This is a genomic window from Puia dinghuensis, from assembly GCF_014642875.1.
GTDB lineage: Bacteria > Bacteroidota > Bacteroidia > Chitinophagales > Chitinophagaceae > Puia > Puia dinghuensis.
In genome coordinates this window covers 154,807-176,382 of sequence record NZ_BMJC01000002.1, presented here as the reverse complement: position 1 = coordinate 176,382, position 21,576 = coordinate 154,807, and the positions used below count along the sequence as shown (strand labels likewise).

At 51.7% G+C, this 21,576-nt stretch carries 30 protein-coding genes; 12 read left to right on the top strand and 18 right to left on the bottom strand.

Annotation, left to right across the window (positions count from 1 at the left end):
• Nucleotides 1-44 precede the first annotated feature (44 nt).
• The 9 genes from IEY39_RS08970 (at nucleotide 45) to IEY39_RS08930 (ending at nucleotide 5,985) form a co-directional block, all read left to right on the top strand.
• Entirely contained in the window at nucleotides 45-203 is a 159-nt protein-coding gene (locus IEY39_RS08970) for a CcoQ/FixQ family Cbb3-type cytochrome c oxidase assembly chaperone (protein ID WP_188930704.1), read from the top strand.
• Nucleotides 204-234: 31 nt separating this feature from the next.
• Nucleotides 235-1,200 (top strand): cbb3-type cytochrome c oxidase N-terminal domain-containing protein, encoded by a 966-nt coding sequence (locus IEY39_RS08965; protein ID WP_188930702.1) that lies wholly within the window; start codon nucleotides 235-237, stop codon nucleotides 1,198-1,200.
• A gap of 14 nt (nucleotides 1,201-1,214) precedes the next feature.
• Nucleotides 1,215-2,627, top strand: coding sequence for a cytochrome c oxidase accessory protein CcoG (gene ccoG / locus IEY39_RS08960; protein WP_188930700.1), 1,413 nt, complete (start codon nucleotides 1,215-1,217; stop codon nucleotides 2,625-2,627).
• Between the two features lie 17 nt (nucleotides 2,628-2,644).
• The gene (locus IEY39_RS08955; RefSeq protein WP_188930698.1) at nucleotides 2,645-3,082 is read left to right on the top strand and encodes a FixH family protein; all 438 of its coding nucleotides are present in this window, start codon (nucleotides 2,645-2,647) and stop codon (nucleotides 3,080-3,082) included.
• A gap of 6 nt (nucleotides 3,083-3,088) precedes the next feature.
• Nucleotides 3,089-3,778: a sulfite exporter TauE/SafE family protein gene (locus tag IEY39_RS08950; protein ID WP_188930696.1), complete on the top strand. Its 690-nt coding sequence runs from the start codon at nucleotides 3,089-3,091 to the stop codon at nucleotides 3,776-3,778.
• A gap of 86 nt (nucleotides 3,779-3,864) precedes the next feature.
• Complete coding sequence (locus IEY39_RS08945; RefSeq protein ID WP_188930694.1) at nucleotides 3,865-4,716, top strand: putative universal stress family protein; 852 nt, start codon at nucleotides 3,865-3,867, stop codon at nucleotides 4,714-4,716.
• A 19-nt stretch (nucleotides 4,717-4,735) separates the two neighbouring features.
• Entirely contained in the window at nucleotides 4,736-4,906 is a 171-nt protein-coding gene (locus tag IEY39_RS08940; RefSeq protein WP_188930692.1) for a hypothetical protein, read from the top strand.
• Entirely contained in the window at nucleotides 4,903-5,136 is a 234-nt protein-coding gene (locus tag IEY39_RS08935; RefSeq protein ID WP_188930690.1) for a hypothetical protein, read from the top strand. Before IEY39_RS08940 ends, IEY39_RS08935 begins: the two co-directional genes overlap by 4 nt.
• 27 nt (nucleotides 5,137-5,163) lie before the next feature.
• Nucleotides 5,164-5,985: a hypothetical protein gene (locus tag IEY39_RS08930; RefSeq protein WP_188930688.1), complete on the top strand. Its 822-nt coding sequence runs from the start codon at nucleotides 5,164-5,166 to the stop codon at nucleotides 5,983-5,985.
• A gap of 7 nt (nucleotides 5,986-5,992) precedes the next feature.
• Here IEY39_RS08930 and IEY39_RS08925 read toward each other — a convergent pair whose 3' ends face one another.
• A complete protein-coding gene (locus IEY39_RS08925; RefSeq protein WP_229688831.1) occupies nucleotides 5,993-6,466 on the bottom strand; it encodes an ATP-binding cassette domain-containing protein in 474 nt (157 codons plus the stop codon).
• 28 nt (nucleotides 6,467-6,494) lie between these two features.
• On the opposite strand from IEY39_RS08925, the gene IEY39_RS30130 reads away from it, so the two are divergent.
• Complete coding sequence (locus tag IEY39_RS30130; RefSeq protein ID WP_505903800.1) at nucleotides 6,495-6,710, top strand: GDCCVxC domain-containing (seleno)protein; 216 nt, start codon at nucleotides 6,495-6,497, stop codon at nucleotides 6,708-6,710.
• 19 nt (nucleotides 6,711-6,729) lie between these two features.
• Here IEY39_RS30130 and IEY39_RS08920 read toward each other — a convergent pair whose 3' ends face one another.
• Both IEY39_RS08920 and IEY39_RS08915 read right to left on the bottom strand, forming a co-directional pair.
• Entirely contained in the window at nucleotides 6,730-7,113 is a 384-nt protein-coding gene (locus IEY39_RS08920; RefSeq protein ID WP_188930685.1) for a glycine cleavage system protein H, read from the bottom strand.
• Between the two features lie 81 nt (nucleotides 7,114-7,194).
• The gene (locus IEY39_RS08915; protein ID WP_308423213.1) at nucleotides 7,195-7,698 is read right to left on the bottom strand and encodes a DUF983 domain-containing protein; all 504 of its coding nucleotides are present in this window, start codon (nucleotides 7,696-7,698) and stop codon (nucleotides 7,195-7,197) included.
• Between the two features lie 45 nt (nucleotides 7,699-7,743).
• Here IEY39_RS08915 and IEY39_RS08910 point away from each other — a divergent pair, with 45 nt between their 5' ends.
• Complete coding sequence (locus IEY39_RS08910) at nucleotides 7,744-8,448, top strand: Crp/Fnr family transcriptional regulator (RefSeq protein WP_188930683.1); 705 nt, start codon at nucleotides 7,744-7,746, stop codon at nucleotides 8,446-8,448.
• A 95-nt stretch (nucleotides 8,449-8,543) separates the two neighbouring features.
• Nucleotides 8,544-9,131: a PhnA domain-containing protein gene (locus IEY39_RS08905; RefSeq protein ID WP_188930681.1), complete on the top strand. Its 588-nt coding sequence runs from the start codon at nucleotides 8,544-8,546 to the stop codon at nucleotides 9,129-9,131.
• 15 nt (nucleotides 9,132-9,146) lie between these two features.
• On the opposite strand, the gene IEY39_RS08900 is transcribed toward IEY39_RS08905, so the two are convergent.
• From IEY39_RS08900 to IEY39_RS08830, 15 genes are all read right to left on the bottom strand, one after another.
• Nucleotides 9,147-9,920 (bottom strand): YoaK family protein, encoded by a 774-nt coding sequence (locus IEY39_RS08900; protein WP_188930678.1) that lies wholly within the window; start codon nucleotides 9,918-9,920, stop codon nucleotides 9,147-9,149.
• 6 nt (nucleotides 9,921-9,926) lie between these two features.
• Nucleotides 9,927-10,541: a methyltransferase domain-containing protein gene (locus IEY39_RS08895; RefSeq protein WP_188930676.1), complete on the bottom strand. Its 615-nt coding sequence runs from the start codon at nucleotides 10,539-10,541 to the stop codon at nucleotides 9,927-9,929.
• Nucleotides 10,542-10,562: 21 nt separating this feature from the next.
• A complete protein-coding gene (locus IEY39_RS08890) occupies nucleotides 10,563-11,171 on the bottom strand; it encodes a methyltransferase domain-containing protein (RefSeq protein ID WP_188930675.1) in 609 nt (202 codons plus the stop codon).
• Nucleotides 11,172-11,182: 11 nt separating this feature from the next.
• Nucleotides 11,183-11,584 (bottom strand): biotin/lipoyl attachment domain-containing protein, encoded by a 402-nt coding sequence (locus IEY39_RS08885; RefSeq protein ID WP_188930674.1) that lies wholly within the window; start codon nucleotides 11,582-11,584, stop codon nucleotides 11,183-11,185.
• A gap of 195 nt (nucleotides 11,585-11,779) precedes the next feature.
• Nucleotides 11,780-12,274, bottom strand: a complete 495-nt coding sequence (locus IEY39_RS08880) for a c-type cytochrome (RefSeq protein WP_188930673.1) — start codon at nucleotides 12,272-12,274, stop codon at nucleotides 11,780-11,782.
• Between the two features lie 30 nt (nucleotides 12,275-12,304).
• Nucleotides 12,305-12,703: a c-type cytochrome gene (locus IEY39_RS08875; RefSeq protein WP_188930672.1), complete on the bottom strand. Its 399-nt coding sequence runs from the start codon at nucleotides 12,701-12,703 to the stop codon at nucleotides 12,305-12,307.
• Between the two features lie 480 nt (nucleotides 12,704-13,183).
• The gene (gene mgtA / locus IEY39_RS08870) at nucleotides 13,184-15,760 is read right to left on the bottom strand and encodes a magnesium-translocating P-type ATPase (protein WP_188930671.1); all 2,577 of its coding nucleotides are present in this window, start codon (nucleotides 15,758-15,760) and stop codon (nucleotides 13,184-13,186) included.
• Nucleotides 15,753-16,574: a universal stress protein gene (locus IEY39_RS08865; RefSeq protein ID WP_188930670.1), complete on the bottom strand. Its 822-nt coding sequence runs from the start codon at nucleotides 16,572-16,574 to the stop codon at nucleotides 15,753-15,755. The genes mgtA and IEY39_RS08865 overlap by 8 nt, the downstream gene beginning before the upstream one ends.
• Nucleotides 16,575-16,592: 18 nt before the next feature.
• Nucleotides 16,593-16,967 (bottom strand): hypothetical protein, encoded by a 375-nt coding sequence (locus tag IEY39_RS08860; protein ID WP_188930668.1) that lies wholly within the window; start codon nucleotides 16,965-16,967, stop codon nucleotides 16,593-16,595.
• Between the two features lie 63 nt (nucleotides 16,968-17,030).
• Nucleotides 17,031-18,062, bottom strand: coding sequence for an alcohol dehydrogenase AdhP (gene adhP / locus IEY39_RS08855; protein WP_188930667.1), 1,032 nt, complete (start codon nucleotides 18,060-18,062; stop codon nucleotides 17,031-17,033).
• A 26-nt stretch (nucleotides 18,063-18,088) separates the two neighbouring features.
• Entirely contained in the window at nucleotides 18,089-19,471 is a 1,383-nt protein-coding gene (locus tag IEY39_RS08850) for a hypothetical protein (RefSeq protein WP_188930666.1), read from the bottom strand.
• 10 nt (nucleotides 19,472-19,481) lie between these two features.
• On the bottom strand, nucleotides 19,482-20,081 hold the full coding sequence (locus IEY39_RS08845; RefSeq protein ID WP_188930665.1) for a YceI family protein: 600 nt from the start codon (nucleotides 20,079-20,081) through the stop codon (nucleotides 19,482-19,484).
• 18 nt (nucleotides 20,082-20,099) lie between these two features.
• The gene (locus tag IEY39_RS08840) at nucleotides 20,100-20,507 is read right to left on the bottom strand and encodes a hypothetical protein (protein WP_188930664.1); all 408 of its coding nucleotides are present in this window, start codon (nucleotides 20,505-20,507) and stop codon (nucleotides 20,100-20,102) included.
• Nucleotides 20,508-20,536: 29 nt separating this feature from the next.
• Nucleotides 20,537-21,112 carry a YceI family protein gene (locus tag IEY39_RS08835; RefSeq protein ID WP_188930663.1) on the bottom strand — a complete coding sequence of 192 codons (576 nt, stop codon included), beginning with the start codon at nucleotides 21,110-21,112 and terminating at the stop codon, nucleotides 20,537-20,539.
• Nucleotides 21,113-21,297: 185 nt separating this feature from the next.
• Nucleotides 21,298-21,573, bottom strand: a complete 276-nt coding sequence (locus tag IEY39_RS08830; RefSeq protein WP_188930661.1) for a c-type cytochrome — start codon at nucleotides 21,571-21,573, stop codon at nucleotides 21,298-21,300.
• Nucleotides 21,574-21,576 lie beyond the last annotated feature (3 nt).

The window sequence follows — 21,576 nt, the reverse complement described above, 5'->3', positions numbered from 1 at the left end:
AGGCGGCTTGTCCGAAGGACAGACATTAACGTAAACAAAACAAAATGAAATTCATCAACTATATCGAGAAGATCAGCGGTGTCAGCATCTACGGACTCGTCTCCCTGCTACTTTTCGGAACGATCTTCCTGGTCATGCTGCTCTGGTCGATAAAGGCCGATAAGAAAATGATCGAAGAAATGAGCCAGATACCCCTTGACTAACTAACCCAACAAATAATATAATTCCGATTTTATGGCACAATCCACCGATAACCCTTTTGTAGTGATCATGCTCATCATCATCATTATCCTGGGCATTGCCATCACGTTATTAGCGAGCGTCGTGCTCAGTATGGCGCAGTACCGGTCGGACCGGCCGGAAGCCGATGAAGAAGATAGTACCGGCGAAGGGAAACCCAAGCCTCCGGCGCTGGCCGGTGCAGCCCTGGCGGTGCCAGCGGTGAACGGTCTCTCCGACACCGCCTTCTATCTCATCGTTAGCGTCGTCGCTCTCGAGATATTTGTCATCATGGCCCTGCTCTACAACCTGCGCGTCATCATTGGCAGAAAGAGAGCAGCCGGCGCCGCAAAGACAGCCACAGCGCCGGCTCCCCCGCGCATCTCCTGGTGGGACCGCCTCAACCGCTTCCGCCCCGTCACCCAGGAGGCCGAGCTCGATCTTGGTCACGACTATGACGGCATCCGCGAACTCGACAACCGCCTCCCTCCCTGGTGGCTATACGGCTTTTATTGCACGATCCTCTTCGCCGGGGTATACCTCTGGCGCTATCATATCGCGCACACGGCCCCGCTGCCGGCAGAGGAATATGCCATCGCCGTTCGCAATGCTGAGATCGAAAAAGCCGAATACCTGAAAAAAGCTGCGGGCAACGTGGACGAGAATACGGTAAAACTGCTCACTGCACCCGCCGACCTGGCGGCAGGCAAGGCCGTCTTCGAAAGCACCTGCTTTGCGTGCCATGGCAAGAACGGCGAGGGTGGGGTAGGGCCTAATCTCACCGATGACTACTGGCTTCACGGCGGCAGCATCAACGACGTTTTCAAGACTATAAAGTACGGCTGGCCCGACAAGGGGATGAAAAGTTGGAAAGACGACTACTCGCCTTCCCAGATCGCGCAGATCGCCTCCTATGTCAAATCCCTCCAGGGCACCCATCCGGACAACCCCAAACCGCCGCAGGGCACACTCTATAAATAATAAATCGTTGCATCATGGAACCCTTGCCCCTCGCCTCCGACCAGTCCTTCCGTGACCACCTGGCCACCGTCGATGCCAAAGGCCACCGCAAATGGGTATACGCCCAAAAGCCCCGGGGGAAATGGTATAATCTGCGCACCTATATCAGTTGGGGTTTCTTTGTTCTTTTCTTCGCCCTGCCCTTTGTTTATGTCAACGGCAGGCCCCTATTTTTATTCAATATCCCCAGCGCCCGCTTTATCCTCTTCGGCAAGGTCTTCTGGCCCCAGGATTTCTTCATCTTCGGCCTCACCATGGTGACCTTCATCATCTTTATCATCCTGTTCACCGCGGCCTTTGGCCGACTCTTTTGTGGCTGGGTATGCCCGCAGACGATCTTCATGGAAATGCTCTTCCGGAAGGTGGAATATGCCATCCTGGGCGATGCCGCGGCGCAACGCCTGGCGCGCAGCCGGCCAAGGACGGTGAATTGGATGGTCAGGTCTACGGTGAAGCATCTCGTGTTCTTTCTGCTTTCCTTTGTCATCGCTAATACTTTTCTGGCGTATATCATCGGGGTGCGGGAGTTGGGGCGGATGATCACCGAGCCCGTCAGCGAGCATATCGGCAGTCTGCTGACGCTGCTGGTGTTTAGCGGCGTCTTCTATGCAGTGTATGCCTTTTTCCGGGAACAGGCCTGTACGGTCGTCTGCCCTTATGGCCGTTTGCAAAGTGTGCTCCTCGACCGCAATTCCATGATCGTTGCATATGATTACAAAAGAGGCGAACCGCGCGCAAAGTTCTCAAAGCAGAAAGACGCCGCCAAAGGTGATTGCATCGACTGCGCCCAATGCGTGAAGGTCTGTCCCACCGGCATCGATATCCGCAACGGCACTCAGATGGAATGTGTCGGCTGCACGGCCTGCATCGACGCCTGCAACGTCATGATGGAAAAGACCGGACGACCGCTGAACCTCATCCGCTATGCCTCCGAGAACGGTATCGGCAACCATGAGCCCCTGCATTATACCCTCCGGATGAAGCTGTATACCGCCCTGCTCACCTTCCTTCTCTTCATCCTGTCCGCCCTGCTGCTCAGCCGCAAAGAGGTGGACGCCACCATCCTACGCACGCCGGGTATGCTCTATCAGGAGCGTGGCGCCGACAGCGTATCCAATTTGTATACCATCAAGGTTGCCAACAAGACGGTGCGGCGCGTTCCGCTGCGGCTTCGCCTGGAAGGCGAAGCCGGAACGGTGCAGGTGATCGGGGGCAGTGAGATCCCTGTCAAACAGGAAGACGAAGGCTCGGGTAATTTCTTTGTTGTCCTGCCACGGCGCGACATCCAGGCCCGAAAGACAGCTATCCGCATAGGGCTTTATGAAGGCAATAAAAAGATTGATGAGCTGAGGACGAATTTCTTAGGTCCGCAGCCGGGCAATGATTAATTTAAATACGTTAAACTATGAATTGGGGAAACAAACTTTTGCTGGTCTTTGTCGTCTTTGGCGGGGGCATCTCGTATATGGTCTACCGCTGTATGCAGACCCCTGTCGATCTCGTGTCGAAGGACTATTACCGGGACGAGCTGGCCTATCAGCGCGTCATCGACGGTACGCAGCGCGCCAATGATCTTTCAGGGAGTGTCAAGCTGGAGACTACGGCTGTGGGCGTCCGGCTGGCGCTGCCCAGGGAGATGCGATATAGGACCATCACGGGTACCGTCAGGTTTTATTGCGCTGCGGATGCGGCGAGAGATCGGGAGATTGCTCTTGAGCCGGATGCGGAGGGGGTACAGGATATTGGGAGGAAAGCGGTTGGCCCAGGCCAATATACCGTCAGTGTCAGTTGGCAATCGGGTGGAGTGGACTATTATTCGCAACAACCATTCGTCATTCATTGATCGGTCATGTTACAGATGGCATTATCCGCCTTTTTACTTGGTCTGCTGAGCAGCCTGCACTGCGTGGGGATGTGCGGCCCCCTGCTGCTCGCGCTGCCTGTCCAGCGGCTGAATCCCGCCGCCCGCACCCTCACCCCTTTGCTTTATCACGCCGGCCGCATCCTCACCTATTCTCTTGGTGGTCTGCTTTTTGGCCTTCTTGGTCGCCGGATTTATCTGGCCGGCTGGCAGCAAGGCTTCTCGATCGTCCTTGGCGTGATGATCCTCGTACTATACTTCGCGGGGCGCTTTGCTATTAATCCGGTGACCCGGTTCTCCGAACCCCTCCGTCGGTTGATCGGGCGTCTCTGGCGATCACCCTCGACAGCCACCTTCTTCATGCTGGGCATGGCCAATGGCCTGCTGCCCTGCGGCATGGTCTACCTTGCCCTCGCCGGCGCCCTCACCCGCAACACCGTCGCCGGAGCAACCGGCTTCATGGCGCTGTTTGGTGCGGGCACCCTCCCCCTGTTGCTGGCTACTCAGCGTCTCGGCCGCATCGCCACGGCCTCCTTCCGCCTACGCCTCCGCCGCATGTTACCTCTTGTCACCATCCTCATGGCCCTCCTGCTCATCCTTCGCGGCCTCAACCTCGGCATTCCCTTCCTCAGCCCGCTTCTCGCTACTGCACCCGGAAAGGCCGTATCCTGCCACTGAACATCCTTGACAATAATCACCCACCTGCCTGACCCCCCTCATCGCATTCCGCCTTCCATCTCCCGATATTTATAAAAAATAGTGTTATGGAAAAGATTCTGCTGGCCATGGATGCTGCCAAACTCAACATGAAGACTATCGATTTTGCTTGCTATATCGCCCGGCTAACAAGGTCGCGGCTCACCGGTGTGTTCCTGGAAGGTCTCGTCGGCCAAACTGTCTCGAGCGCCGGTAATGATCCCTTCGGCGGCGGAAGCGGCGCCTGGGACTCGGATGCGGATAACCCTGATGTCATCAGGACCACCGTCGAAAGCAGCGTCACCGAAGCCAATATCCGCCGCTTCCGGGATGCCTGCGTTTGCCGCGAGACCCTTTCGCTGATACATCGCGACCGCGGCATTCCGCTATCCGAGATACTCAGCGAGACCCGCTTCGCCGATCTGCTCATCGTCGACGGCGAAACTTCTTTTTCCAGGAGCGATCGCCAGATCCCCGGCCGTTTCGTAAAGGACGTCCTGGATGCAGCCGAATGCCCCGTCCTCATCGCGCCCTATAGCTTCGATGCCATCGATGAGATCGTCTTCACCTACAACGGTACTGCTTCTTCCGTCTATGCGATAAAACAGTTCACCTCCCTCTTTCCCCAGTTTCACGACAAAAAGGTCATCGTAGTCAACGTCAGACAGGATGAAAAGTATTCCATCGAAGATCAGTTCAAAATGAAAGAATGGCTCAAAGCGCATTACGATAACCCCGAATTCGTCATCCTCAAGGGAGAGCCTGCCGATCAGTTGTTCGGCTATCTCATCGAAAGAAAGAAAGCCGTCGTCGTCATGGGCGCCTATGGCCGCAGCATGCTCTCCCGCTTCTTCAAGCCCAGCCAGGCCCGCCTCATCCTCAAAACCATCAACCTGCCCATCTTCATCACACACCAGTAAATAGTAAAACAACAACAATATGGAAGACTTTAAAAAAGTGGAAAATCTCGTCGATCATGTAAAGGAATACATGCACGTCCGCGTCGATGAAGCCCGGCTGGGCCTGGCCGAACGCGAGGCAAAGGCTCATCCGCCTTCCTGTCATGAATGCCATCCTTCACCAACTTTTTATAAACGAACCAGACAATGAAGAAAATTAAACGCATCGTACAGTTGCGATATGAAAAGAAACAGCTGCAGCGGCGTAAGACCGGCCTGGAAAAAACCATCCGTAGGGATTGGGACGATCTTCGCCGCGATTTCGAACCCGCCGCCTACGCAAAGGATGCCTTCTTCTCTGGCCTCAACTGGCTCGGTCAAAAACTCTTTCCTGTCGTTGGCCGTTTCGGGCGCAACCGGTCAAGAACACATTCTTTATAAGCCTCAACATCTTCGTAAACCTCAACAATGAAAAAGATCATCATCCCTTTCGAAGGCCCCTCCTATCGTCCGGAATTGCTGGAGTTCGTCAAGGCCCTCAACGATAAATCAAAGGTTTTCCTTACGGCCGCCTTTGTTCCCGAAGTCGATTACGCCCAACTGTGGGTTCCGGGCTCCCTCATGGAAGGAAACGTCTATATCCAGCCGGCTGAGGATGAGGACAAGATCGTTGCCCGCAATAGCGCCAGAGTACGGCGCTTCTGCGATGACCATGGCGTCGGCCTCCGCATCCATGAAGACCGTTTCGACTTCGCCCTTGCCGCCATCCGCAAGGAGACCCGCTTTGCCGATCTCCTTTTGCTCAGCAACAAACACTTCTTCGAGATCATCAGTCCTTCCCAGCCCAATGCGTATATGACGGAAATGCTCCACGACACGGAATGCCCCATTCTGCTCCAGCCAGATGAACCCCGCATGCCCGGCGAGATCGTCCTCGCGTATGATGGCTCCCGCGCCTCTGTGTATGCCATCCGGCAATTCGCCTATCTCTTCCCCGAATTTTCCCGCGTCCAGACAACCCTTATATACGTGGACGCAAAAGGGAAAGGCGAGATCCCTGAACAAGGTCTGGTCAGGGAATTGGGCGCCCTTCACTTCCGCAACTTCCGCTTGCTCCGGCTGAGCATGCATACCGACACGTTCTATGACACCTGGATAGGGATGATGAAAGATCCCTGGCTCGTCGCCGGCGCCTACGGCCGCTCCGACTGGTCCCGGCTCTTTTCTCATAGCTTTATCAACCGGATGCTCAATGAACACAATGTGCCCCTCTTCCTGGCGCATCCCTGAGGCCGGCTCACCCTACGACGCGCCCATCCGCCAGTTGAATGACGCGATCGGACTTGCCGGCCAGATCCCGGTCGTGCGTGACAACAATGATCGTATTGCCCTGTTGTGCAAGGCGCTTGAAAGCATACTGCTCCATTTCCATCTGCCGCAATAGCGCCATGGCTTTTTCTTCGGTGGTCCGCGGATCCCATCTGCCCAGTTTCAAAGCCGGCAGCATCACATTCTCCAAATCCGTGAACTCCGGCAGCAGGTAGTGGAACTGGAATACAAACCCGATATGCTCGTTGCGAAATTTCGCCAGCCGGTTCTCTTCGAGGCCGGTGACTTTCGTCCCCATAATGGTGACGAACTGCCCCTGCTCCACCGCCAGGGAGATATCATGCAACACCTGAAATCTGGCCGGGGCCCTTTTCTTACCGCTGGAGGGATTTATGGTCAACCTGGCAGTGAAACTGGGGATATTGTAATCTGTAAAACGCATAACTTTGCCTGGATATAAGTAAATAGGTATGCCAAATGAAATGATAATTTTGACGTCTGTGATTACTTGTCCGAACTGCGGGCATCAGAAGGAGGAAACGATGCCGACGGATGCGTGTCAGTATTTTTATGAATGTGAGAGTTGTCACCAGCGGCTGAAGCCGAAGGCGGGAGATTGTTGCGTGTATTGTAGCTATGGCACGGTGAAGTGTCCGCCGGTGCAGTCGGGCGCTTGTCGCTGCTGAAGTAGACTGTTATTTCACTTTAACTATTATACTCCTCAAACGGGATCAATCCCTTCCTTTCGCAAGGTTGGCTGACAAGTATTTTTACCAGCCATCCCTCTGTTTCGGGTTTGTTCAACAGAACCTGTTGCTGCACCAGTAAGTTTGTATTGTTGACGGAAATTATACTGCCATCTACCGGCATCCGCACTTCGAATCTGCGGGTATTAAGTTGAATGTTGGCGAAAACCTCACCTCTTTTTTTAAATCCAAAGATTCTGACAAATTCCAGTCTTTTAACTTGCTTCGCGCCGGCTACCCTATGACGAGTGATGCCGATGAATGCTTCGGTATTATGAAAGGATATCCATTCGTGACTGCGGGTGCAAAATTGCTCTTTCGTTAAGAAATTGACGGGGTTCATACCATAAAGTTAGGTTGTATAGGACCAATATGCAGTGAATCTTATCACTTAGAAAAGTAGCTTAGGGTATACCTTATCTGGTTACATCCGCTCAGGCTCCTCTGCTTTTTCAGTTAGCCAGTTGGCGTTATACTTGACAAAAAAGGATAGCCAAATACTCCGGGACAATCGCATTAAATAAGGCTGACACAGAAGCAGCACAACCCCGTTGATCCCGAGCCACCAAAAAAATCGGTTGTCCGTTGTGGAAAGTCCGATCGTTACCCACCAGGCGACAAGTGTTGCAACGGACAACGCAACGGTCAGTGCATAGCTCACATAGCTTGTACCGTAATAAAAACCGGGTTCTATTTCCAGGAGTTGACCGCAGGCCGGGCATCTGACATTCATTTTCATGAATTCTTTCAAATGGTAAACCTTGTTTGTCTGAAACATATCTCCGGTTCTGCACCTGGAACATTTATGCTTGAACAGGCTTACAATGTAGCTTGGCCGGGTATCCATTTTTTCGTGTTCATTTTTCATTCGATAATGGCGTGAAATTACCCAAAGTGTTGATTCCGAATGTTGAATCTTATCACTCAAAAATGTAACTTTTATCAACTATTAATGCATTAAATTCGCAACTATATGAGTATCAATGGGCTTTTCCCAATGGACAAATGGAACTTCAAGAGTCATTCCATTCTCGAAGATCTCCCCTTAGATGAAGCGAAGCCAATCACTGAGCACATGCATGATCAGCCCTGTCATAAGGGGGAGATCATCTTTCGTGAGGGAGCGGTTCCCTCCGGCATCTTTTTTATTCGTAAGGGGAAAGTAAAAAAATACAAAATTGATACCCAAGGAGGTGAACAGATCATTTACATAGCAAATACCGGGGAATTGATAGGTTATCATGCTTTGTTATCGGAAGAACGGTACCCGGACTCTGCTTCCGTGTTGGAAGACAGTATAATCGCCTTTGTGCCAAAAGAGGATTTCCTCCAGGTGCTGAATAATTCAAAAGTGCTATCGCAACGGCTGCTGAAGCTTCTTAGCCATGAGTTTACCGTGTTGGCCAATAGCGTCACCTTCTTCGCGCGGCGCAGCGTCAGGGAGAGGCTGGCTACCCAATTGGTGGTAATGAGGGAAAAGTACAAGGAAAATTACGAACCCGGAATGGATGTGGAAATTAACTTGTCGAGGGACGATCTGGCCAGCATGGCGGGGACAGCCAGGGAAAATGTAGTTCGAATATTAAAAGAGTTCAAGGAAGACGGGTCTATTGAAACGAGAGGCAGGAAAATTATTGTTAAGGATGTGCACAAGCTTTTAAAGATAGCGGACCAGTGATGCTTTATGAAAGGGCAATGGAGGCTAGATCAAAGTTTTGCACGCCAAATTTGTTTACTTTCGCGCAAGTTTTACCTGGCTAATAAGTTAACACCATGAATATAGAAACGTTGCTCCTCGAACGAAGCGGTAACACCTGCGAGCTATGCCGTTCATCCGACACTTTGGTCGCCTATGAAGTACCCGGAGGAACCGGAAATATCCCGGAAAGCTCCATACTGATATGCGAGCCGTGTAAGTCACAGATCGAAAAAAAAGCAGAATTATCCGGTGAGCACTGGAAATGCCTGACGGAAAGCATGTGGAGCGAGGTTCCCGGCATACAGGTTGTTTCCTGGCGTATGCTAAACCGGCTTAGAAATGAAAGCTGGGCGGCTGATAACCTTGATATATTATACCTCCCGGATGAAACATTGGCATGGGCAAAAGCTACCGGGGAGCATGAGAGTGACGGAACGGTTGACCTTCACAAAGACTGTAATGGCAATTTACTGCAGACCGGCGATTCGGTAGTACTGACAAAATCCCTGGACGTGAAAGGCTCGACGATCAATGCGAAAATGGGTACCGTTGTAAAGAATATTCGCCTGGTAGAAAATAATACGGAGCAAATCGAGGGGAGGATCGAGGGTCAAATAATCGTTATTCTGACAAAGTATGTGAGGAAGCAAAATCAAAACTAAACCGCCCCTTGCAGGTTATCTTTTATTGTATTCTTCATGATGGCTGGCCAGGGTTACTTTTTTTATCGATTTGCCGATCTTCCGGTAATACCATTTGACATTCACCCTGAAGACGTCATACAGCAAGGCATAGACCAGGCTGAAAGCCGGCAGGTAAAAGGAATAAAAATGAACGGCCCGAAAGGCATAAGCCCCAGCCACCGCGCCTGTAATGAATGAAAGGATGATGATAACCTTTAGCGTGATTTGGGGCCTCAGCTCGGTATTATCTTTGCCACGGCCGGTCGCCAGCCTTGCCAGTTCGATCCCCAGATCGGTGAAGGTTCCGGTTAAGTGGGTCGTTCGCACAACAGACCGGGAAATGACGGAGACCAGGGCATTTTGCATTCCCATGGCCAGCAGCAGGGTTCCGGCAAACGCCTGCCTGTAATGCAGCCTGCTTTTGTAATAATTGCCGATGATCGCGATGGTGACAAGGATCCCAAGCTCGAGCAAAAGGGGGATCGAATAAGAGTAACGCTGGTCCCTCCCGATCTTATCGATGATGAAGCCGGAGAGGAATGCCCCCGCCAGGAACATCGACATCCACAATGCTATTACTCCCGAGGTTCGCCAATCCTTCAGGGAGACGCTTTCCGCAAATAAGGCGGCGTGCCCGGTGACATTGGTCGTCAGGATCGAAAACCCAAGAAACCCCGCTGCATTGACCAATCCCGCAGTCAGGCTTAATAAAGTGGCTAACCGGACATTATGAATGTGGGTACGCCGAACTCCGGTATGTTTCAGCATATTATATTAATCGCGAGTTTTGACATTGTATTTTAAGAGGCCGTCCAGATCTGTTTGGACAAGTTCGTAGGAAGGAGGTATTTCATCTTGCCAGCTGCAATAGGTGACGATCCTCGTGCCCGCAGGCATTTTTCCCAGCTCCCTGCGCAAATAATTGCTGTAATAATGATACAAAGACGAAGAATATTGGATGCTGTCATCTATCCTGTCGGCGTCTCCCAGATTTTCAAAAAACGAATTGTAGAAATAGAAATGGTCGTAATGGCTAAAGTCCAGCTGGGTAAAATTTGCGGCGACAAAAGACACATTCCGCAAACCGAGGGTACTCCGGGCGGCTACTGCATGTCCGACCAGGTTATTCCGCTGTTCTACGCCGGCAAAAAGGGCATTGGGTTGATAATAGGAAGCCGAAAGGCAAAATTTTCCAACGCCGCTTCCGATGTCCAGGATCCTGGAACCGTCCCGGGTGGCGAGAAACTCCGCCGCACTTTTTATGACAGCCAAGGGCGTCCAGTGCATCCTGGCCAGGGCCTGCATGGAAGGAGGATAAAGAAGATTGAATTGAATATCGCTGACGAACCAATCGTCTAAGTGGCGGGATTTATCCGTTATTGCTGGCATGAGTAAATATAGGGGCTGTTTTTACAAAATTTTTATCCAGAACTTTAAAAGACCGCTCAAGTGCGATTCCGCCAATTGATAATCCGGCGGGATGTGGTCTTCCAGGGTATGGTAGGTCACCAGCCTGGTACCGGGCTTTAGCCCTTCCAGTTTTTTGTACAACTGCTGGTTATAATAATTATACAATGCGGGCGTGCATTTGACCTTGTTATCAATCTTGTCGGTATCGATCAGGTTCTCATAAAATGAGTTGAAGAAATAGAAATGGTCATAACGCCTGAAGTCAAGCAGGGTCAGGTTGCAATTAAGGAACCGCACATTCTTCAATCCAAGCAGCTTCCTGGCCAAATCCGCATGTGAAACCAGCTCGCTCCGCTGTTCCACCCCAAAGAAATAGGCCTCCGGTTTGAGGTATGCGGCCCCCAGGCAGAATTTTCCTACTCCGCTGCCGATATCCAGTATTTTGGCATTTTTTTCGGGCGTAAGGAATTCGGCTGCCATTTCGGTAATATGCAATGGCGTCCAGTGCTGTGAGGCTAATAATTGGATCTTTTTCGGGTATACGCTGTTCAAATTTGTGTCCGAACGGAACCAGTGATCCAATGGATGGGGCGAAGTGGTTGATGGCATAAGATAAACGGTCAGATAAAGGGCTTGGTTTTCGTTTGGTATTGTTCCGGGGATAACAAGCCATCGTTTTGATGAGGAATAGCGGGGACAATTAAAGCCACCCATTTATTTTGTTCGGACTGCTGGAGAAAAATATTTCGGTTCTCGCCGGAGAGCTTCTCGTTGAAGCCGAGGATCTCGCCGTCGACGGGCATATGAATGGGGATCCTGTATGATTCATAATGCAGGACTGCTACTATTTCCCCACGCTTTTTCATTGCTTCCGTGCTTGTAAATTCAACATCGTGGATTTGCCTGATACCCGTTAATTTGAATGTGCAGATGCCTACATAAGCAATTTGTCCCTGGAAACGGACCCATTCATGGTCATGCGTATAGTACAGATTATCTTCCGGCGCCGGAGAATTTTTCATGGCGCAAAATTATTATATAAGGCTCTTTGAAGCGTTGAAATTGGTCACTTCAAAATGTGACTTTTGTCAGTTTTTTGGCAGTTCGAACCAGTTACGCTCGCGTCGCTATGAACACAAACAGAGGCCGCCTCAATATTTTTGAGACGGCCTCAGGACTTGCGTCAGGCGCGGGGATGAAATTGGTCATGATGGCCACTATTTTTTACCATCGTTTTTTCTCATGAATTCAAGTACGTCCCGGGCCTGCTGATCCGTGAGGTCCTGATTTGGCATCCGTATCAGACAAATCGCCAAGTCAGCCTGGGCCGCCAGGTCCTTATCCAGCATTACCTTGGTGTTCGTGATCCAATTGAGGATCCATTCAGGAGTTCTTCTGTCGGTAACGCCCGCCCAGCCCGGGCCTACCAACAATTCGTTGGTAAGTTTGTGGCAGGCGAAACACTTGGACTGATAGATGGCGTGACCCCTGGCGGCCATCTGCTCATCGAGCGGGTGAGTCAACTGGATATGCTGAAATCGTCCTATTCCCTTGGAATTGATTCCTGCCATCATCACGAGGGTATCCCTAGTCGTCTTGGTAGCTGTGCTCTCCCCGGTGGCCGGATTCTGGTTGGTTTGCCGCTTTGATCCGCATTGGAAGGCAAGAATGGCAACGCCTGCCGTAAAGAAATAGGCTAATAAACGTTTCATATTTTGGCTTTTATTTTGTGTCAGGAATTGCTACTTTTTCTTCGTCTTGGCTAATGTCCGGATATAAGCGATCAGTTGCCATCTTTGCTGGTCGGAGAAGATCTTCTTATAACCCGGCATTGGGGCACGGCCTTCCGAAAGTTTCCAGAAAAGGGCTCCATCGGTTTCCGCTTGTACCGACGCCGAAGTGTGGTCGGCAGGCTTGGGATTTAGCCCCGCTGCTGCAACTCCGTCTCCCTTGCCCTTATCGCCATGGCAGGGGCCGCAATTGGCTACATACAGGCTTTTGGCGGTTGCCAGGTCAGCGGCATTGGCAGCTACCGGGTTCTTAAGATCGTTTGCCTCTTTGGGGGCCAGCCAGTTAGTCGATTGGGCAATAGACTGACCGAAGATCAACAGGAAGGCCAAGATTGCGTACTCTTTTTTCATATATATGCCTGGTTTAGCTGGGTGAAATTAAAGGTATGGCGGCTTGTCGATCATGAGGCAGATCAGGTTGATAGGTGATATAGGTCATCAGATGGTCTACGGTTTTCATTCGTAAATTATTTAATGGAGAAAGTGAAGAAAAATAACCGAAAATTGAAGCTTTTGATCATCAAGCTGATCCACACAGTCATATGGGTATTCTTCAATGTTGTCATATTCTATTTGTTATATGCCGTGTATAGCAATAGAATTGATTCCCGTGTTTGGATTTGCATTGGAATTGTATTGCTGGAGAGTATTATATTATTATTGTTTAAGTTGAAATGTCCACTCACATTAATTGCCCGCAGATATTCACACTCGACGCGTGAAAACTTTGATATTTTTCTTCCCGAGTGGCTTGCAAAATATAATAAACTGATCTACTCGATCATTTTCCTTATCAGTATTGTAATTCTGGTTTACCGCCTGGCAACTTGATCAAGTGTGGCGGATGAGCCAGTTCTTCACCACTTGGGTCAGGGCGATATAGCAAACAAGGATGACCCCGAGCAAGACCCAGAATAGAGTGGGGAGAGGCACAAAACCCAGGGTTCCGGCCAGCGGTGAGACCGTGAGCCAGGCGCCGATGAGCACAATGACCACCGAACTCAGCAACAGCTGCCACGAAGCCCGGCTTTCAATAAAAGGGATCTTGTTGGTACGGATGACGTGAATAATGAGGGTTTGCGTAAAAAGCGATTCCACGAACCAGCCGGTATGAAACAATGCCGGGTTGTTCCGGGCATGGAATACATACAACATAATAAAGAACGTTACATAATCGAAGATCGAGCTTACCGGCCCTATAAACAGAATAAACCGCTTCAATTCGTCGATCGTCCACTTCCGTGGCTTCACCAGCCAGTCCTCGTCTACCTTGTCCGTAGGGATCGTCGTCTGGGAAAAATCATAAAGGAGGTTATTGGTGATCACCTGTATCGGCAGCATCGGCAAAAAAGGCAGGAAGGCGCTGGCGCCCACTACGCTGAACATGTTGCCGAAATTCGAGCTGGCCGCCATCTTGATGTATTTTATGATATTGCCGAAGACGCTTCTGCCTTCCGCCACCCCCTGCTCCAGCACCAGGAGACTGTTTTCCAGCAGGATGATATCGGATGATTCCTTGGCCACATCCACCGCAGTGTTTACGGAGATGCCGATGTCGGCGGTCTTTAACGCAGGGGCGTCGTTGATGCCGTCGCCCATGAAGCCGGTGACATGCCCGTTTTGCTGCAATGCCCGGATGATCCGCTGCTTATGCGATGGGATAAGCCGGGCAAAGATGGTATAATCGTTGACGACAGAGGCTAATTTTTTGTCGCTCATCGTTTCGATCTCGGGCCCCAGGAGTATTCTTTCGGTGGTGATGCCCACCTGCTCGCAGATGTAGCAGGTGATGGCTTCGTTGTCGCCGGTGAGGATCTTTACTCCTACATTCAATTTGTTCAATCTTTGCAGGGCTTCCGAAGCCGTTTCCTTCGGAGGGTCGAAAAAAGAAAGGAACCCCAACAGTACCAGGTCGCATTCGTCGGAAATTTCATACGCGGGTTCGGTTGGGATCTCTTCGAGCCGTTTGTAGGCCAATGCGACTACCCGGAAGCCTTTTCCATTCAGTTGGTGCACCAACTGCAGACAGGTTTCTCTGTCTTTTGGCGGCATTGCTTTTGCTACACCGTTGTCGTCTATTTTGGTGCACATATCCAGCATCCCTTCGACGGCGCCCTTGCAGATGAGCAGGTGCAAACCATTGTTGTCTTCCACCACAACGGACATTCTTTTACGTTCGAAGTCGAAGGGGATCTCGTCTATCTTCTTATAGGATCCTCTTATGTTGAGGGTGGTTTCGAGTTCTTCATGCTCCAGTACGGCGTCATCCAACAAGTTTTTGAGCCCCGTATGGAAATAGCTGTTGAGATAGCCGTATTCGAGGACTTTCAGGCTGTCCTTGCCGCTGACGTCGAGGTGCTGTTCCAGTACGATCTTTCCCCGGGTGATCGTCCCGGTCTTGTCTGTGCACAGTACATCCATGGCGCCAAAATTCTGGATGGCGTTCAGCCGTTTGACGATGACCTTCTTCCGGGACATGGCGAGCGCGCCTTTGGAAAGATTCACCGAAACGATCATGGGTAACATTTCCGGCGTCAGGCCCACGGCCACCGCCAGCGCAAATAAAAAAGCTTCCAGCCAATTATGCCTGGACAGTCCATTGATAAGGAAAACGGCGGGCACCATCACGAAAATGAACTGGATCATCAGCCAGGTGAACCGGTTGATGCCCTTGTCAAAGCTGGTCGGCTCCCGCTCTCCGGCGATGCTGCTGGCAAGGGCGCCAAAATAGGTACGGTCGCCCGTATGGACCACCATGGCGGTCGCCGTCCCGCTGACGACATTGGTCCCTAAAAAACAGTTTTGGGAAAGTTCTAATGGATTGTCGCAAACGGCGCTCGTTTCCTTATCGCTTTTTTCCACCGGAAGCGCCTCACCGGTGAGGGTAGCCTGGTTCACAAAAAGATCTTTTGCCGTGAGGAGCCGGACATCCGCCGGTATCATATCCCCCGCACCCAGGATCACGATGTCGCCTGGCGCCAGCAGCTTCAGGGGTAGCTCCGTTTGCTTACCGTCCCTCACGACGGTAGCATGCGTGCTCACCATCGCCTTAAGCTTCTGTGCCGCCTTGTCGGCCCTCACTTCCTGGAAGTACCGGAGCACCACCCCGAGCACGACCATCGTAAAAATGACGATGGCCGAGGGTACGTCGGCCGTAATCCACGACACTGCTGCCAGGATGGAAAGCAGTATCACCAATGGATTTTTAAGGTGGTTCCATAGCCGCCGAAACCAGGATAATGGCTTCTCCCTGGCTATTTCATTAAATCCATACTGCCTGAGGCGGGCCTCCGCCTCTTCGGTGGTCAGCCCGTCGCGGGAAAACTGGAGTTTTGCCTGTAGTTCTTTCAACGGAAGGCCAATTCCGTTGGAAGAATAGCTGGCTTTTATTGCGGCTATTTTAGGCATGGGCAATGAAGACGGGCAGCTTATGCTCGTGTATCACCTGTTCGGCAAAGCTCCGTTTGGCCAAATAGGAAAAGGCGTTGCGGCCATAGCTGCCGGACACCAGCATCACATGTTTCTTTTCGCCGATCCAGGTGGAGAAATAATGCGCCGCCCTGAATTGCAATTTAGCAAAACTGATGCAATTGAAACGCGCCTTGCAATATTGGCGCAGCTGGTCCAGGTCGGGAATCGAGGTGAATGGCTCGTCCTTGACATAGACGATCTCTGTCGGCACGTCGGAAAGCTGCGGGAAAAGATAGCTGAACTGCTTCATGGCGAAAAGGCTCTCCTTGCTCCCGTCATAGGCGACGAACAGATGATCGCATTGCGTATATCCTTCAGGGATCACCAGCACCGGGCATTCCGCGGCCTGCAAAGCTTCCTGCAACAGAAAGTTCGGCTGACGCATCCGGAGGTCGGAATAGAACAATTCTCCACTCAGCAGGATCAGATCGGCAAACCGGCTCTCCTTCACCAGGATATGCTTATCCCATTGCTCGCAGTTCTCGTGGATATGATACTTGATGTAGTGCTGCTCGCACAACCGCGCGAATATGGCCTTGTTGGCCTGTACCGTCTCCTTCTCCGTCTCCACGAGCCGGTCGAACGGCGCCTGCACCGGCAATTGGCTGGCTGTCGCCATGGCTTCATAATCCAAGGGGCAGAAGAAAAGCCCCAGCGCCTGCACGGGCTCCTGTTCCTGCATCCAGCGCAGGAAAGTAAAGGCGCCGCGCGGAAATTCCTTTCCCGCCCCGACAAAAAGTACCTGGTTCATTCTAAATGAATTTAAAATTTATTTAATCCCATTGGCCAGTTCCCGGCCATGGTCGTTCTGTTGCTTTAGCGTCCAGTCCCGGGTCATCTTGGTCTCCAACCAGGATTTCCCGCTGCGCCGGAAGATAGCGACCGGGACGGCCAACAATTCCTGTAACCGGGCTTCCAATTCCCCGACGGTCATGTCGTCGGATAAATGTACCTCGCTCTTCAGGAGATCCTGCGCCTGTCGCAGCCAACGTTCCGAGTCGATGCCTTCCTCTTCCACGGTCATCCACCTGATCCCATCCTTCGGGAATTCGATCCTCAGATACGGATAAATGGTAGAAAAGGCTTTCTCTATTTCTCTTATAAATTGGCGATTGACGTGCGCTTTCATAATATTTGCTCTCATAACAAAAATATTTCATACTTCACAATAGAACATGACGAACGACAGGCGCAGGCATGATCTTTATCATACTGCGATATCCAGGACCATCCGGCCCTCGATCTCCCCCTTCTTCATTTCGGCGAAGATGGCATTGATATTCTCGAGTTTTGCGGCGTGCACCGTCGCCTTTACCCGTCCGGCCACTGCAAAATCGATGGCCTCCTGCAGATCTTGCCGCGTCCCGACAATGCTTCCCCTCACGGTATAGCGGTTGAGCACGGTGTCGAATATCGGCAGGTCGAAGCCGCCGGGGGGCAGGCCGTTGAGGGAGAGAGTGCCTTTACGCCTCAGGGCGGATAGACCTTGTTTGAAGGCGATAGGAGAGACAGCGGTGACCAGTACTCCGTGCATGCCGCCGACCTCTTTTTTCAGGTATTCCCCGGGGTCCTGCTTGCGAGCATTCACCACCAGGCTGGCGCCCAGGCGCTTTGCCAATTCCAGTTTTTCGTCGGCAACATCGATGGCGGCTACCTGCATTCCCATCGCTTTGGCGTATTGAACGGCGAGGTGCCCAAGGCCGCCGATGCCGGAGATGGCGACCCACTGACCGGGCCGGACCTCTGTTTCCTTCAATCCTTTATAAACGGTGACCCCGGCGCAGATGATCGGCGCCATCCCTATGAAATCGATGCCTGCGGGAAATTTGCCGACATACCGTGCATCGGCGATGACGTATTCGGCATAACCGCCATCTACACTATACCCGCCATTCTGCTGGTGTTCGCAGAGCGTCTCCCAGCCGGTGATACAGTATTCACAACAGCCACAGGCGCTGTACAGCCAAGGCACTCCCACGATGTCGCCTTCTTTTACATTGGTGACGTCCTGGCCTACGGCGGCTACATACCCGATGGCTTCATGGCCCGGGATCAGCGGCATTTTTGGTTTCACCGGCCAGTCGCCGTCGACGGCATGCAGGTCGGTATGACAGACGCCGCTGGCAACGACTTTTACGAGTATCTGATGGAGACCCGGTTTTTTCACCGGCATTTCTTCTATTTGCAGCGGCTGTCCGAATCCATGGACAACCGCCGCTTTCATCGTTTTTGGTAACATTGTGTTGTAATTAATAGATAAACCAATTAAAAGGCGATCGAGGCTTCCACACAATACCCGTAGAACTTACCACCGTTGAGGAGATTGTTGGTTGGATAACCCATATACACCTGGTTGACATACTCGGCCTTCAGCATAACATTGCGGGTCAGGAACCAGCCCACGGAGCCGGCTTCACGTTGAATGGTGACATTGTTATGATAACCCAGCAGGGCCGCGTTAACCGTATTGTAGCGGAATGCTACCCAAAAGTTCTCGTTACGGGTAAACCGGTAGATCACGTCGATTGCGTACTGCGTCGCCTGGCGCTGCGTCTTTTCCGTGATGTTCCTGCCTTTGGCGTTCTCCGCGGTGCCGAAGAGTTCCAGGCCTTTATATTTAAGGAAGGCATTGCCCATAAAGGTATTTACTTCTTCGCTAAAGCCGGGGTTGAGACGGCCAGAGAACGGGTTGTAGTCATTCCCGTCGTTGAGGGTGGTACCTTTGGCGATAGCGGCATTCGACATGACGTCGTAGTAGTGCGACCCTGTGCGGTCTCCGCCGAAGAGGGTGTTGCTATTGGCGCTCTTGACCGTATAAAAGGACCCGGAAAGGCGTACCCGGAGATCCGGCGTCACCTGTTTGTCGAAACCAACCTTGCCATGCCAGGCGGCATCATAGCCGTTGAGCTTGCCGGTGGCGGAATCGATCTTCGAGCTCCCGAGAACGGTGGGATCCAGTTCGCCGTTGGTTACTCCGCCCAGCGCGAACAGACCGCTCTTGTGATGGTAGATGACCTCGCCGCCGATCTCGGTGGCGAACTCGTCCATGATGTAGTTCTCGATAAAGGGATTGTAGATGGTGTTGCCGCCGTCTGTCCGACGAAATACCTGGTCGCCATAGTTGACGTCGAACTGTCCTACCTTGATCGTCAGGCTCTTCATGATATTGTCGATGAAGGCGCTGTGCAGGAAGAGCAGCTTGTCGAACTGGATGTAGCCGCCTTTGACCCAGACATTTTCATGGTGCCTGGAAGCCAGGTAGGTGGTGAGGTTCACCCGGATACCATCGGCGACCTGAACGTCGATGTTCAGGTTGGCGTTGGCCAGGTTGAATCCGGGAGTCAGCGATTCAAGGCTGTTGACGTTGCCGGTGTAACCGGGTAGGGTCATCGATGAAGCCGTATTCTTGTTATACAGGTTCTGAAAGGTCTCTTCGAAATTGCCGCCTACCTTGACGTGCAGCTTTTGAAAGGAGGTGGTATCATTCTTGGTTGTCTCGAAGACATTCAGACCCGTCTTGTCGTTGGGGCGATAGTATTGCATTGCTCCTTGCTGTGCCGCGGCAGTCAGGCCAAAGGCCAGTAAAGTGATCGTGAACAAGTGCCGGACAGCGTTTTTCGAACGTGTGAGGCTGATAAGCGTTTTCATTGTCAATTTTTTAAGTTGTTTGAAATAGATTGTTGATGAAATTTGTTTTAAAATGTATCGTGATATCGGGAGAGGCCCGCAGCGTTCCAAAAAGAGCCGATGGCGGCCTGACACCGAAATCGGTCATACGTAAATTCTCATATCCTTCGAACTGCAATTTCCCCTGGCTGATCTCAATGGTCTTTACCAGCATTGTCACCGGTTTACATACCCCTGCCAGCGAAAGGTTGCCCTTTACGGGGATGGCAATTCCGCAATTCCTCACCTGGGTAAGGATCATTGGTGCACTCAGGGTGAACAGGATCTCGGGATGGTCGGCTGCCTTGAGCGCTTCGTAGGTCTTGTTGTCCATCACCCTACCCATATCACTTTTGATGGACAACACATCCATGCAGATGCGGATCGAGTGGAGTGCTATGCTTCCGTCAGCATTTCCTTCGGCTTCCATGAAGCCGGATACTGCGCAAACATTCTCTTTCCAGTCCCGCAGGTTTGAAGTACCGGCGATCGTCACCGTGTATTCCCTGGACAGCACGTACAGGTCCCGCGCGGGTTTGCCGGCGCCCGCCAGCAGGAAAACAGGGAACAGGAAGAATAAATACGGTTTCATCGCTGATGACTTATCTGGTTAAGGATTGGTTTTTTCGAATACAAGACCCGCGATGATCCCTTGCAGCAGCCCGAAAGCCAGCCAGGTACCTACCATCGCGAGTGATACGCTCAGCGCACTGTAGGTAAGCCACATCACCGGGAAGATGGCGACCAGGGCGTACGCCAACCCGAATTCGATACCCCGCGTCAGGAAGGAACCCTTCAGGACTACCTTAAAGCGATCCCAGAACCAGGCGAGAGCGAGCCCGATCACAAAAGGATGGGCGTAATAGATCATATACCTCCCGGATTGGCTATCGAAGGCGGGATCGTAATATTGCGCCGCCAGAGTGGGGAAGAACCAGATCGTAGCATATAGTCCGAGGATGCTCAGGACCAGTAAGACTACGCCTGCGATGAGGCCCGAGGTAATAATCTTTTTCATGCGTTGTTGATTTATAAGAGCAAAATCGATTAGGACCGTTTTAGCAATAAAGTGAAGGAAAGAGTGATATCATTGCCCGTCTTGATCGTGCCCAACATGAAGGTCGGCGGGTCGATATTGAAGTCTTTCATGCTGATCTTCTCAATACCCGTCACGGTAATGGTGTTATCGGCATTCGGCTGGCAAAGGGCAACCACCTGTTCGTCTCGCGTAGAGCCTGCGAGGTTCAGTTTTCCCTTGCAGGTGACCGTACTCGCGCTGCCCTTGGCGGGCGTAATGCTTACCGAGCTTACCGTAAAGGTGATCAAGGGATTCTTTTCTGTCTTCAATGCCTTGTAGGCATTATTGTCCATGCTGGTGTGCTCGCTTTTCAGGGCTGTGGCAGGAGTGCTGAAGACAAGATCTTCCACTGAAGTGATCTGCCCGGCACTGTTGAGTGTAAAAACACCGGAGCAGTCTGCCTTGACGGATTTCATGTTCCAGTCATGCAAAGTCGATGTTCCGCTGACGACAAGGTCGACGGTGGTGCCGGCATAGCGCACCTGCGCCGAGGATAGAAGACCCGCGGATAACAAGGGGAATAGGAGGATAAGTGTACGTTTCATAATGATTGATTGATTTGTATTCGCAGTTTTTATTGACGACGTAAAAGTATTTCGGTTGCCATTAGTGGTGAATGATCGTTGTCACCGGCGGAGATGATTAGGTGCGGAATGTGGATGACTTTGATCAGGTGGGAAATAAAAAAGGAAGCCGCTGGGGCTTCCTCGTTATAGGTGGTGGGGACGGCTTACTGCGATAGGAATGCGACGATCTTTTCCTTTTCCTGCTCCGTCAACTGGGCCCTGGTCTGCATGTGCATCCCGATGGTCACCCACTGTTCGTGCGAAAAGGTGGATGGTGACGGAGTGTTGTGGCATCGCTGGCAATTCTCGGCCCAGAGTTGAGCACCCGATTTGGCGGCCACCTTCTGGCTTTCCGCACAGCCGTTGAGCATCACCGCGACCGAGATGGCTGTGGCTCCGATGACACAGGCGGCTGCTGTTCTGATATTATAGATTCGCATATG

Excerpts from the sequence above, each read along its gene's own strand:
- IEY39_RS08940 (WP_188930692.1), top strand. The coding sequence starts at position 4,736 with ATGGAAGACTTTAAAAAAGTGGAAAATCTCGTCGATCATGTAAAGGAA.
- IEY39_RS08895 (WP_188930676.1), bottom strand. The coding sequence starts at position 10,541 with ATGCCAGCAATAACGGATAAATCCCGCCACTTAGACGATTGGTTCGTC.
- IEY39_RS08910 (WP_188930683.1), top strand. The coding sequence starts at position 7,744 with ATGAGTATCAATGGGCTTTTCCCAATGGACAAATGGAACTTCAAGAGT.
- IEY39_RS08930 (WP_188930688.1), top strand. The coding sequence starts at position 5,164 with ATGAAAAAGATCATCATCCCTTTCGAAGGCCCCTCCTATCGTCCGGAA.
- IEY39_RS08850 (WP_188930666.1), bottom strand. The coding sequence starts at position 19,471 with ATGAAAACGCTTATCAGCCTCACACGTTCGAAAAACGCTGTCCGGCAC.
- IEY39_RS08950 (WP_188930696.1), top strand. The coding sequence starts at position 3,089 with ATGTTACAGATGGCATTATCCGCCTTTTTACTTGGTCTGCTGAGCAGC.
- IEY39_RS08935 (WP_188930690.1), top strand. The coding sequence starts at position 4,903 with ATGAAGAAAATTAAACGCATCGTACAGTTGCGATATGAAAAGAAACAG.
- IEY39_RS08830 (WP_188930661.1), bottom strand. The coding sequence starts at position 21,573 with ATGCGAATCTATAATATCAGAACAGCAGCCGCCTGTGTCATCGGAGCC.
- IEY39_RS08900 (WP_188930678.1), bottom strand. The coding sequence starts at position 9,920 with ATGCTGAAACATACCGGAGTTCGGCGTACCCACATTCATAATGTCCGG.
- IEY39_RS08860 (WP_188930668.1), bottom strand. The coding sequence starts at position 16,967 with ATGAGAGCAAATATTATGAAAGCGCACGTCAATCGCCAATTTATAAGA.
- IEY39_RS08925 (WP_229688831.1), bottom strand. The coding sequence starts at position 6,466 with ATGCGTTTTACAGATTACAATATCCCCAGTTTCACTGCCAGGTTGACC.
- adhP (WP_188930667.1), bottom strand. The coding sequence starts at position 18,062 with ATGTTACCAAAAACGATGAAAGCGGCGGTTGTCCATGGATTCGGACAG.
- IEY39_RS08840 (WP_188930664.1), bottom strand. The coding sequence starts at position 20,507 with ATGAAAAAGATTATTACCTCGGGCCTCATCGCAGGCGTAGTCTTACTG.
- IEY39_RS08845 (WP_188930665.1), bottom strand. The coding sequence starts at position 20,081 with ATGAAACCGTATTTATTCTTCCTGTTCCCTGTTTTCCTGCTGGCGGGC.
- IEY39_RS08865 (WP_188930670.1), bottom strand. The coding sequence starts at position 16,574 with ATGAACCAGGTACTTTTTGTCGGGGCGGGAAAGGAATTTCCGCGCGGC.
- ccoG (WP_188930700.1), top strand. The coding sequence starts at position 1,215 with ATGGAACCCTTGCCCCTCGCCTCCGACCAGTCCTTCCGTGACCACCTG.
- IEY39_RS08875 (WP_188930672.1), bottom strand. The coding sequence starts at position 12,703 with ATGAAAAAAGAGTACGCAATCTTGGCCTTCCTGTTGATCTTCGGTCAG.
- IEY39_RS08885 (WP_188930674.1), bottom strand. The coding sequence starts at position 11,584 with ATGAAAAATTCTCCGGCGCCGGAAGATAATCTGTACTATACGCATGAC.
- IEY39_RS30130 (WP_505903800.1), top strand. The coding sequence starts at position 6,495 with ATGCCAAATGAAATGATAATTTTGACGTCTGTGATTACTTGTCCGAAC.
- IEY39_RS08970 (WP_188930704.1), top strand. The coding sequence starts at position 45 with ATGAAATTCATCAACTATATCGAGAAGATCAGCGGTGTCAGCATCTAC.
- IEY39_RS08945 (WP_188930694.1), top strand. The coding sequence starts at position 3,865 with ATGGAAAAGATTCTGCTGGCCATGGATGCTGCCAAACTCAACATGAAG.
- IEY39_RS08890 (WP_188930675.1), bottom strand. The coding sequence starts at position 11,171 with ATGCCATCAACCACTTCGCCCCATCCATTGGATCACTGGTTCCGTTCG.
- mgtA (WP_188930671.1), bottom strand. The coding sequence starts at position 15,760 with ATGCCTAAAATAGCCGCAATAAAAGCCAGCTATTCTTCCAACGGAATT.
- IEY39_RS08920 (WP_188930685.1), bottom strand. The coding sequence starts at position 7,113 with ATGAACCCCGTCAATTTCTTAACGAAAGAGCAATTTTGCACCCGCAGT.
- IEY39_RS08955 (WP_188930698.1), top strand. The coding sequence starts at position 2,645 with ATGAATTGGGGAAACAAACTTTTGCTGGTCTTTGTCGTCTTTGGCGGG.
- IEY39_RS08880 (WP_188930673.1), bottom strand. The coding sequence starts at position 12,274 with ATGAAACGTTTATTAGCCTATTTCTTTACGGCAGGCGTTGCCATTCTT.
- IEY39_RS08835 (WP_188930663.1), bottom strand. The coding sequence starts at position 21,112 with ATGAAACGTACACTTATCCTCCTATTCCCCTTGTTATCCGCGGGTCTT.
- IEY39_RS08965 (WP_188930702.1), top strand. The coding sequence starts at position 235 with ATGGCACAATCCACCGATAACCCTTTTGTAGTGATCATGCTCATCATC.
- IEY39_RS08905 (WP_188930681.1), top strand. The coding sequence starts at position 8,544 with ATGAATATAGAAACGTTGCTCCTCGAACGAAGCGGTAACACCTGCGAG.